Origin of the sequence: Streptomyces sp. NPDC057543, assembly GCF_042801895.1 — a bacterium.
GTDB lineage: Bacteria > Actinomycetota > Actinomycetes > Streptomycetales > Streptomycetaceae > Streptomyces.
Map to the genome: position 1 here is coordinate 1 of NZ_JBHVFF010000115.1, position 10,158 is coordinate 10,158.

The following is a 10,158-nucleotide window of genomic DNA, read 5'->3' on the forward strand; positions in this document are numbered from 1 at the left end:
GCTCCCGGACGGCACCGGCCTCGTGACGTCGCGGCCCAAGGCCTGGCGGTCCCCGCCTCCCCGAACCGCGGCAGGATGGTCCCCCCGCTCACACGGCGATTCCGGTATTGGCGCCCGTGTCCAGGAACGTCCGGGTCTCCTTCGAGGAGTTCGCCCAGCAGCAGTCCACCACGACCTTGTCGTCGGCGATCGTCTTGCGGAAGTCCTCCAGGCTGGTCGGGTCACATCAGTGTCCCTTGGCGACTTGATCCTGCCGCCGCGCCAAGGGGGCGGTGGCTGAACGGTGGCCCGAGATCAGGACGAGTCGCACGCGACGGACTCGCCCTCTCCGTAATAGGGGTGCAAGCACCGTCCATCAGCACGCGCCCGAGATGGCGGGCCCGACCAGCAGCGGTGCCATGGGATTCAACGAGGCATATGCAGTCACCCGACGCCGTTCTGCAGACCCCTGCCCGTGCAAAACGTCAGCCCATGACGGTTCGAGAGGCGGCACCCTCAGCCATGGGCCGTTTGCGGGAGAACGCCCCTAGGTTGATGACGATGCCGGTGTGTTCACCTGTGTACCGCAGCGGATCGCGGTCGTGGTCGTGGCCGGCCTCGACGCGGTCGACCAGGGCGGCGAGGAACCGGCCCGCCAGGGGAGCGTTCTTGAACTGGTTGCCGCTCGTTCCCATGGCGACATAGAAGCCGGCCAGATCGGTGCGGTCGTAGATGGGGGACCAGTCGTCGGCGGCGTCGTAGACACCGGCGATGCCGGTCGGCCGGTTCGGGACGCGGAGGAGCGGGAATCGGCGTGCGGCCCTGGTCACTTGGGCGTCGAAACGGGCGGCCGTCGGGTGCGGGTTGCACCTGTCGGGATCGTCGAGCCACTCCATAGGGTCGCAGGCGGGCAGCGTGCTGCCGATGAGGAGGTGTCCGCCGAGGGGGCGCAGGTAGGTCCCAAGGTCGACATCGGCCACGATCAGGCCGAGCGTAGTCTTGGCGCCGCCCGGGCTCGACGAGGTTGTGTCGCCCTGGCGGACCGGTGCGGCCACCTGGTGGACTTCTTGGCGCAGCGGGCGCACTCCGACGGTGAACTCGGCTCCGACCTCGGCCATCCGGTTGAACGCGCCCGACCAGGGCCCGGCGGCGTTGATCACCACTGGTGCCGTGATTGCGGTGCCGTCGGCGAGCCGGATGCCCGCCACCCGGTCCTCGCTGCGCAGGACACCGACGACTGTGCGATGGAAGAGGAAGCGCGCCCCGATGCGGGCCGCCGCGTCCGCGAGATTCTGTGCTGCGAGCTGGGGATCGTCGACGAAGCCCGCATCGGGTGTGAACAGCGCGCCGAGTTCCCCTTCCGGGCCGGAGAAGAACGCCTCGTCGAGCAGGGGCTTGGGGGGTCCGTAGCGTCCCGCGTCGATGCCGGGGATCCGACTGCGCAGCGTTGCGGCATCCCAGCGCTCGTACGGCACGCCAGCACGCTCGAACAGTGCGATGACCTCCGACGTCCCGGAGCCCGGCGCGTCGAAGAGTACCGCTCCGGTCCGCCGGAACGCCGCCAGGCCAGGGCCCTGCATGGTGCCCAGGTGCTCCGCCCATCGTGCCCAGCAGTGCTGGGATTCCCAGGCGGTGGCGACACCGTCCCAGGTCGAGTAGTTGAAACGGATGATCGCGCTCGAGGCGCTGGTGGATCCGTGGCCGACGCCGCCGGACTTCTCGACGACCACTACGCGCCGACCGGTGCGCGCCAGTTCCAGTGCCACCGCGGCACCGATGACACCGGCGCCCACGACGACCGCGTCCGCGCCGGACGGAAGCGTGTCCGGTTCCCTGTCCGTCATGACGGCAGGTCCCCCGGGGTTCGCGGAGCCCGGTCGCCGTTCGCGTCCGGGTGGACGCTGCCGGCGTGGGGCGGGCAGTCGCCGACGCGATACGGGAAGTGGCACGCGGCGCGGTGCGGCTGTCCGGCCGCATCCTGCTGGGGGTCCCGTGCGGCGCAGACGTCCCGTCCGGGACGCCGGCTCGGCCCGTCGGGGCAGCGCGGATGAAAGCGGCATCCGGTCGGTGGCGATGCGGGGTCGGGCACCTCTCCGGGAAGAAGCGGTTCCCCGACCGGTCGTCGTCCGGCGTGCAAGCTCGGCACGGCGGACAGCAGCGTTCGGGTGTAGGGGTGCCGTGGGCTGCGCAGCAGGCTCTCGGTGGAGGCGGTCTCGACGATCCGACCGAGATACATCACGGCGACGGCGTCCGACACATGGCGGACGGCGGCGAGGTCATGGCTGATGAACAGCATGGCGAAGCCCATGCGTCGTTGCAGATCCCGAAGCATGGTGAGGAGCGCCGCCCGGACCGACACGTCGAGAGCCGAGGTGATCTCGTCGGCGATGAGAACCGCCGGATCGACGGCGAGCGCGCGGGCGACGGCCACGCGTTGGCGCTGGCCGCCCGAGAGCTGCCGCGGCACACGGTCGGCGCAGCCGGCGTCGAGACCGACCAGTTCCAGCAGCCCGCTGATGCGCTGTTCGCGGCTGCGGTGGTCGAGCCGGACGAAGGCCCCGGCTGATTCGGCGATTGACTGACGGACCGTCATGCGCGGGTCCAGTGCCGTGTCCGGGTCCTGGAACACCAGTTGGACCTGTTGCCCCAACCGACGCCGATCGGCCGCCCGGTGCCCACGGTACTCCCGCCCAGCGACCGTGATCCGCCCGGCGCACGGGCTGTCCAGCCCGACGACCGCACGTGCCAGGGTGGACTTTCCCGAACCGGACTCGCCGACCAGGCCGACCGTCGTGCCTTGGGGAACCTCCAGTGACACTTCGTCCACTGCCGTGATCGGCCCGAACGGCCCGTGGTGGCGAACAGTGACGTCGTACAGCGCCAACCCTGTCACTTCCATCGGTCCTCCACCTCTTCGGTCTCACGTTGTCCGCAGAGCAGCGCCGGGGGCAGCGGTCGCCAGCAGGCGACCTCGTGCCCCGGGTCGAGCAGGGACAACACGGGGCTCTCCACGGCGCACCGGTCCAGTCGATGCGGACAGCGGTCATAAAATGGGCAGCCCGGGACCACACCGTACGGATCGGGCGGCCCTCCCTCGATGGTGCGCAGGGGGCGGTCGCGGTCCGCGGCCAAGTCCGGGACCGAGGCGACGAGCATCCGCGTGTACGGATGCCGTGCGCCGGCCGCCAGCTCATGGGCAGGAAGGTTCTCCACGATCGTCCCCCCGTACATGACCAGAGCCCGGTCGCAGGCGTCGGCCACCAGGGCGATGTCGTGGCTGATGAAGAGGATCGCGGTGGCGTCGTCGTGCCGGATACGGCGGAGCAGGTCCATGATCTGCCGCTGCACGGTGACGTCCAGGGCTGTCGTCGGCTCGTCCGCGATGATGAGGTCGGGCCGCATCATCGAAGCGGCAGCGATCGCCACTCGCTGGCGCTGACCGCCGGAGAGCTGAAAGGGACGGGACCGCAGCAACCGACGCCCGCCGGGCAGCGCGACCCGCTGAAGCTGCGCCAGGGCCTGCTCGACGGCCTGGGCGCGAGGGGTGCCATGGTGCGCACGCACGGCCTCCGTCATCTGCGTTCCGATGCGGAGCGACGGGTTGAAGGCCGAGGCCGGGTTCTGGAAGATCATCGCCATTCCCGTCGCCAGATGCCTGCGTCGCTCTTTGCGTGTCGAAGACTCGGCGTCCGCGCCGAGGAACCGGTGGGTACCCCAGGTCGCGCAGGCGCCGTCCGGCAGCAGGTCGGCGATGGCAAGCGCCGTCAGCGACTTGCCGGATCCGGACTCGCCGACCAGGCCGACCATCTCACCGCGCCGCAGAGCGAGGGTGACACCGCGGACGGGCCGGACCACCCGGTCCCCCGAGGGAAGGGCGACCCGCAGATCCTCCACCTCCAGCACGTGGTCCACGGATTCTGGTCGGTCGGCGTGTGCCGGGTGTACCGCGGGTTCTTCCAGCTGCCGTGTGCGGGCGCGTCGCGCGGCGGCTCCGGCCAGCACCTCGCCGAGCAGTTGGAAGGCCACACTGGCGTAGACGATGGCGACGCCGGGTGCCACGGCGGGCAGAGGTTCGGTGTAGATGCGGTCCAGCCCCTGGCTCAGCAGGAGCCCCCAGTCGTACGAAGGGGGCTGCACTCCCAGTCCGAGGAAGCTCAGCCCCGACAGGGCCACGAGTGCCGAGCCCGCGGCGACTGTGGTGTTGAGCATCAGCGGTTCGGCGATGTGGGGCAGGACATGGCGCAGGAGGAGCCGGTGGCGACGCAGGCCCAGCACGCGTGCCGCCGCCATGAAGTCGGTTCCGGCCACTCCGGCAGCAAGGGTCTGCGTGATCCGCGCGAAGCCCGGTGCACTGGCGACGGCGAGTGCGAACACCGCCCCACCCGCCCCCGCGCCGAAGAGGGCCGCGAAGAACATCGCGACGAGAAGCGCGGGAAATGCCAGTAGGAGGTTGATCAGGGCTCCCAGCAGGCGGCGGGCGCGCCCGCCCACGACGGCGGTGAGCGCGCCCAGCGTGATCCCGGCCACCGCCCCGAGGAGCGTGGCCGCGACTGCCAGCAGCAGGGAGAGCCAAGTCGCCGAGAGCAGCCGGGCGAGCAGGTCGCGCCCGAGATGGTCCGTGCCGAGCAGATGACTTGCAGTGGGCCCCCGCAACACCGCCGACGGGTCCGGACGGTCGGCGGCCTGCCCCCACAGCACCGCCCCCGCAATGGCCAGTACGGCGAGCGATCCGAGCATCGCCAGGGTGATCACGCCCATGGGCGAGGCCCAGACCGACCGGGACGCGCGAGACCTGCCGGCGGTGGCACCCGGCGTGGAAGGGGGAGGGGGAAACAGCACCATCGGATCACGTCTTCCGGATGACCGATCGGGGGTCGAGCAGCGCGAGGGCCAGATCGACCAGGAAGTTCACCACGAGGACGGCCGAGCCCAGCACCAGAACCGACGCCTCGACGACCGCGTAGTCCTGCGCGGCCACGGATTGTGCCATTGCCGAACCGATGCCCGGCCAGGCGAACACCTTCTCGACCAATACGGTCCCCGCGATCAGGGCCGGCAAGAGATTCCCGGCGAGCGTCAGGGACGCGGTCAGCGTGTTCGGTGCCACGTGGCGCAGATAGAGCGGGACGGCGGGCAGCCGTTTCGCGCGGGCGGCACGCAGATAGTCCGTCGCGAGAACCTTGAGCGTCTCCACCCGTACGATCCGCAGTAGAACCGCAGTCGGAGCGAGCGCCAGCGCGAGCACGGGCAGCACGTAGGACTGAGGACCGAGGTCGCCGGCTACCGGGAAGATGCGCAGGGCGACCGCCAGTCCCGCGGTGAGACCCGCCGCGAGCACGAAGTCCGGCATGCCCGCCATGGCGGAGGTGGTGGCGGTGAACGCCAGCTCCGCCCGGGGCCGCCGCCCTCCGCGTGTCCACACCGCGGCGAGCAGCCCCCCGGGGAGGGCGACGACGAGTACGCAGGCGAACGCCAGGACAGCCAGCAGCAAGGTGGCCGGCAGACGTGCCCTGACCAGGTCGGCCACCGGCTCGCCGGTCACCAAAGAGACCCCGAGGTCCCCGTGGGCCAGATGGCGCAGATACTGCCGGTACTGTGCCAACAGGCCATGATCCAGACCGAGTTCGTGTCGTTTGGCCGCTACGAGGTCCGGCGGGGCATCCACCCCCAGCGCGGCCCGGACGGGGTCACCGGGTACCAGCCGGATCATCGCGAAGGAAGCGGTGACGACCACGAAGAGGGAGACCGTCAGCCGCACCGCACGCCGGCAGCAGAACACCACCCACGGGTGGCACCGGGCCAGGGTGCCGAGCCGCGCGGACACGGTCGTCATGGGAGACCTCCTCGACTGGTGGTGCGCGGTCGTGTGCGGCGTCCGCCGCCGCTATCTGTGCAGGCGGATGCTGGTCGGTACGATCTGACCGCCCGGCGCGACGGCGAAGGTCGTCCGGTAGCCGTATACCGTGCTCGTGCCGTCGGCGATGGGGAGCGCATCGGCCGAGCGGAACAGCGCCGCGGCGGCCCTGTTCCAGTCCGCACAGCTGGCCGTGCCCGGTGCGCGCAGGGCGAGGGCGACGAAGCGGTCGTAGGCGCGGTTGGCGACATACGCGAAGTTGAGCCCCCCGGACGGCGGCGAGCCGGAGAAGTACGGGACGAGCTGCGCGGGCAGCGGCGGACCCGGCGAGCTGCCGACCACGACGTCGAAGTCGCCGCTTTGGTACATGGCCTGTACCACCGCGTTGCTGCTCTCGCTGACGAGGTCGACATCCGCGCCCAGCGCCTGCCAGGTGGCGGCCATCAGTTCGGCGACCGACGGAAGGGTGGAGCCGAAGTCGGCGCTGCTGAGCAGCCGCAGCCGCAGCGGCCTGCTGTGCTTCACCAGCCTGCCCCGTGCGTTCTTCGTCCAGCCCGCGGCGCCCAAAGCCCCCACGGCACTGTGCGAGGGCAGGTTCCCGGCGGCCACGTCGGCGTGGCAGACGGAGTCCGCAGCGGTCAGATGGCTGGCGGGCGTTCCGTCGCCGCCGATCGCCACATTGGCGAGGCCCTTGCGGTCCAGGGCACCCACCAGTGCCTGACGCAGCACAGGATCGCTCAAGGGGCGCCCGGTCCGTTCGTTGAAGAAGGTCAGCCCCACCACGGTCGGCACCTGGGCGGTGGCCAGGCCGTGGCCGGTCAGCCGCGCGCGGTCCGGGCCGGTCACCATCGCGATGTTCACGCCGCCTGTGAGCAGCAGATTCGCCACCGTGGACTCCTGCGGCACCACCGACACCACGATCCGCTCAGGCTGACCCGCAGCTGCGTTGGTCGCTCCCCGCGGCCCCCACGCATACCCCTTGCGCCGTGTGAAGAGGTACGGACCGCCCGAGGTGTAACCGCTCAGCACGTACGGCCCGGTGCCCTCCGTGCTCCTGTCCAGCGCGCCGGGATCCGCCAGCCCGGCGGGGCAGACGACGGGCACCAGACCGATCGTCCGCACGATGAAGCTGTACGGTGACGCCATCCGCACCGACACCGTCCGTGCCGCGTCGTCGGCCGACACAGTGAACGGCACACCGGGCAGTGCCGCCCGGGCGCCGACGAGCCGGTTGCGGGGATCGCTCGCATATCTCAGTGACCGGGCCACCCCGGAGGCCGTGAGGATCGCGCCGTCGGAGCAGGTCACTCCCCTGCGCAGGGTGAAACTCGCCGAAGTGGCTCCGGCCCGCCACTTCTCGGCCAAGCCCGACGCCACACGCCCGTCCGGCGCCATATTGACCAACGAGTCGTAGGCATAAGGAGCCAGGGCAGAGCCGAACTGCGAGTACGGATGGAAACTCGGGGTCTCGGAGGCGGTGGCGATCGTGACGGTGCCCCCCACGACGACAGGGGTGTGTGTCGATGACACGTCGCCGCCGCCACAACCGGCCATCACGGCTGACGCGACAGCGGCGGACGCCACCGCGGCCGACCGAGCCCTGGGAAACGACACGGTTCGGCGGTACATGGTGTTCATCGTGCCACCGAGATCGACGGTGTCGGGCCGCCTCCCCCGGGCCGGACACGAACGGGCCGGATGATTTCCCCCGTTCGAGTGAGGTCGCCCGACTCGCGGTTGATCTCCATTCCTGACGTGGCGTCATTCGGCGCGCACACTGGCAGCATGGCGAACTATGCATCCCACTGCCCGGACGGCTCGGCGGCGCAGGTCGACCGACTCGCGACCTCGTACTGGGACTTCCTGCTCGTACGTGAGCCGTCGTTGCGGACACGCCGCGGGCTGCCGGTCGAGTCGCTGCCGGGAGTGTCTGCCGCGGAGGCCGACGAGCGCGCCGGGTTCGCGGCAGGGGTGCTGAACCAGCTGGGCACACCGCAGCCCGCGCAGCTGTCCGGTCCCGTCGCCGACACCGCGGGCTTCCTTCGGGCGCTGGCCGAACAGGAAGCGGAGGCGGGACGTTTCCACTGGCTCACCCCCACCGCCACGCCGTACCAGCTCTTCCGCCTCCAGCAGTACGGTGACACGGTCTTCCGTCCGTTCCGCTTCGACAACCGGGCCGACGCGGACCGGTACGTGTCCCTCGTTCGGGATCTGGCCCGCTGCGTCGCGACGATCGGTGACAAGGTCGCCGGGCAGGCAGCACGGGGCTTCCGTATCCCCGTCCCGGCGCTGGCCGGGGTCCACACCACCCTCACCCGTCTGCGGGCATCGGCGACACGGTACGTCCGAGCGCGCGCCGAGCGGCTCACTCGACTCGACGCGGCGAGCCGGGGCCACCTGCGCGACGCGGTGGCGGGGCTCGTGGCTGCCGAGCTGGAGCCGGCGTTCGACCGCCTTCTCGCCCTCGTGGGCGACCCGGACCACCTCAGGCGGGCACCGCAGGCCGTCGGATGGGCCCACTACCCGGAAGGCGAAGCGGCGTACCGGGCCTTCGTCAGGACGTACACATCCAGCGACACACCACCCGAACGCCTCCACGAACTCGGCCGGGAGCACTGCCGCGAACTCAGCGAGCGGATGCGGGAGATGCGAGACACGCTCGGCTTCGCGGGGACGGAAGCGGAGTTCAATGAACGGCTCGCGACCGAGCCCCGCCTGTACGCCGCCACCCCGGAGGAGGTCGAGGCTCGCTACCGCGGACACCTCGACCGCCTCACGCCGCTGCTGCCGCGCTGGTTTGCGGTCCTGCCTCGCGCCCCCTATGGCGTGGCCCGCCTCGACCAGGCGCTGGAGGTGTCGATGACGTTCGGCTACTACGAACCGCCCACCACCACGCAACCGGTGGGACGCTACCGCTACAACGCCTCGGACCTGGCGCATCGGTCACTTCTCGGCGCAGCCGCGCTGATCTACCATGAGCTGGCGCCCGGACATCATTTCCACCTCGCCCGTCAGGCTGAGAACACCACGCTGCCCGACCTGCGACGCGAACTGGTGCCCTTCAGCGGGTTTGAGGAGGGCTGGGCGGAGTACGCGGCAGGGCTCGCCTGGGAGATGGGGCTGTACGACGACCCGTGGGATGCGTACGGACGCCTGGCCCATGAACGGTTCACCGCGCAGCGCCTCGTCGTCGACACCGGCCTCAACCTCGGGATGATGACGCTGGAGCAGGCGCGCACCTTCATGCGCGCCCACGCGGCAGCCGAGTCCGAGGGACAGATCACGACAGAGTTGCTGCGCTACGCGACCGATCTGCCGGGACAGGCGCTGACATACCGGGCGGGTCATGCGGAATTCATGGCATTGCGAGCAGCGTGCGAAAGCGGCGCCGGTGCCGCGTTCGACGTGCGTGCCTTTCACGAGGCTGTGCTGGTCGGCGGCACGCTGCCGTTTCCGGCCCTGCGCCGACGGTTGGCGAGAGAACTGCACGGGGCGTCCGGCCGTCAGCAGAGGTACCAGTGGTCACCCGAGGAAGGCGAGTGACGTCGAGTTCCGGCCGTCGAATGGCCTGGACAGGCTGTAATGGTAAGGCCGTTCTACTCGAATGAGTGAAGGTCATGGCGGAAATTGTAATTGCCTTCTCGGCCTCGGATACTCTCCGCGATGAGGGGTGCGGGTCCGGCGATGCGGGAACCCATGCATGTCGTCGAATTTTCCTGTTCGCCTCCCGTTGTCTTTTCAATCATTCACTGCCTCTCAATCATCACTTCCTCGCCGGAAGAGAAGGATGTCGCGCCATGCCGCCTGTAGTACCTCCATTCCTGATCGGCCTGATCGCCGCATCCCTGGTCAAAAGGCTGGGTAAACCCCTCATGCGAGGGGTCGTCAAATCGTCTGTGGGCCTGGGAATCGAAATCAAGAAGGCCGTCCACGATGCCAGCGAGGGAATCCAGGATCTCGCGGCCGAGGCGACCGCCGAGATGCTTGCCGCCCAGATGACGCACGGAGCCGAGCACGGCACCGACACCGGCGCCCCGGAGGGCGGCACCGCGGGTCGGACCGGAGCGGGCACCGGGTCGGCGCCCGCAGCCGCAACGGCCCACGCGGCGCAGGCCGGCAGTGAGAGCAAGGCCGCCGACAAGGCCCGCGGCGCCGGTTCGGCCGCTGCCAAGGTGCGCTGAGTCCGCTGACCGGATCTCCACGTGATCCCCGGCGCGCCCGATGTCACGGCCCGATGAGACACGAGTGTTTTCCCGCGTGCCGTCGGCTGCTCTGCGGACAACCCGCGGCGCGCTTTCGTCTGCGCACGCCGTCGAGGCTTCCAC

The 10,158-nt window shown here is 70.3% G+C and carries 7 protein-coding genes; 2 read left to right on the forward strand and 5 right to left on the reverse strand.

Annotated features, from left to right (window positions below):
- Window positions 1-464: 464 nt before the first annotated feature.
- The 5 genes from ACFU8Q_RS20275 to ACFU8Q_RS20295 form a co-directional block, all read right to left on the reverse strand.
- Complete coding sequence (locus ACFU8Q_RS20275; protein ID WP_384455636.1) at window positions 465-1,823, reverse strand: NAD(P)/FAD-dependent oxidoreductase; 1,359 nt, start codon at window positions 1,821-1,823, stop codon at window positions 465-467.
- Window positions 1,820-2,878, reverse strand: a complete 1,059-nt coding sequence (locus ACFU8Q_RS20280) for an oligopeptide/dipeptide ABC transporter ATP-binding protein (protein WP_384455639.1) — start codon at window positions 2,876-2,878, stop codon at window positions 1,820-1,822. The genes ACFU8Q_RS20275 and ACFU8Q_RS20280 overlap by 4 nt, the downstream gene beginning before the upstream one ends.
- Window positions 2,869-4,737: a dipeptide/oligopeptide/nickel ABC transporter permease/ATP-binding protein gene (locus tag ACFU8Q_RS20285; protein WP_384455641.1), complete on the reverse strand. Its 1,869-nt coding sequence runs from the start codon at window positions 4,735-4,737 to the stop codon at window positions 2,869-2,871. Before ACFU8Q_RS20285 ends, ACFU8Q_RS20280 begins: the two co-directional genes overlap by 10 nt.
- An 88-nt stretch (window positions 4,738-4,825) precedes the next feature.
- A complete protein-coding gene (locus tag ACFU8Q_RS20290) occupies window positions 4,826-5,812 on the reverse strand; it encodes an ABC transporter permease (protein WP_384455644.1) in 987 nt (328 codons plus the stop codon).
- 51 nt (window positions 5,813-5,863) lie between these two features.
- A complete protein-coding gene (locus ACFU8Q_RS20295; protein WP_384455647.1) occupies window positions 5,864-7,336 on the reverse strand; it encodes an ABC transporter substrate-binding protein in 1,473 nt (490 codons plus the stop codon).
- A 282-nt stretch (window positions 7,337-7,618) separates the two neighbouring features.
- Between ACFU8Q_RS20295 and ACFU8Q_RS20300 the strand changes: the two genes are divergently transcribed.
- Both ACFU8Q_RS20300 and ACFU8Q_RS20305 read left to right on the forward strand, forming a co-directional pair.
- Entirely contained in the window at window positions 7,619-9,376 is a 1,758-nt protein-coding gene (locus tag ACFU8Q_RS20300) for a DUF885 domain-containing protein (protein ID WP_384455650.1), read from the forward strand.
- Between the two features lie 74 nt (window positions 9,377-9,450).
- Window positions 9,451-10,014 (forward strand): DUF5132 domain-containing protein, encoded by a 564-nt coding sequence (locus ACFU8Q_RS20305; protein ID WP_384455653.1) that lies wholly within the window; start codon window positions 9,451-9,453, stop codon window positions 10,012-10,014.
- Window positions 10,015-10,158: the final 144 nt, after the last annotated feature.

What these genes read in the sequence shown, in the direction of transcription:
- ACFU8Q_RS20275 (WP_384455636.1), bottom strand. Translation starts at nt 1,823, where the DNA reads ATGACGGACAGGGAACCGGACACGCTTCCGTCCGGCGCGGACGCGGTC.
- ACFU8Q_RS20280 (WP_384455639.1), bottom strand. Translation starts at nt 2,878, where the DNA reads ATGGAAGTGACAGGGTTGGCGCTGTACGACGTCACTGTTCGCCACCAC.
- ACFU8Q_RS20285 (WP_384455641.1), bottom strand. Translation starts at nt 4,737, where the DNA reads ATGGGCGTGATCACCCTGGCGATGCTCGGATCGCTCGCCGTACTGGCC.
- ACFU8Q_RS20290 (WP_384455644.1), bottom strand. Translation starts at nt 5,812, where the DNA reads ATGACGACCGTGTCCGCGCGGCTCGGCACCCTGGCCCGGTGCCACCCG.
- ACFU8Q_RS20300 (WP_384455650.1), top strand. Translation starts at nt 7,619, where the DNA reads ATGGCGAACTATGCATCCCACTGCCCGGACGGCTCGGCGGCGCAGGTC.
- ACFU8Q_RS20305 (WP_384455653.1), top strand. Translation starts at nt 9,451, where the DNA reads ATGGCGGAAATTGTAATTGCCTTCTCGGCCTCGGATACTCTCCGCGAT.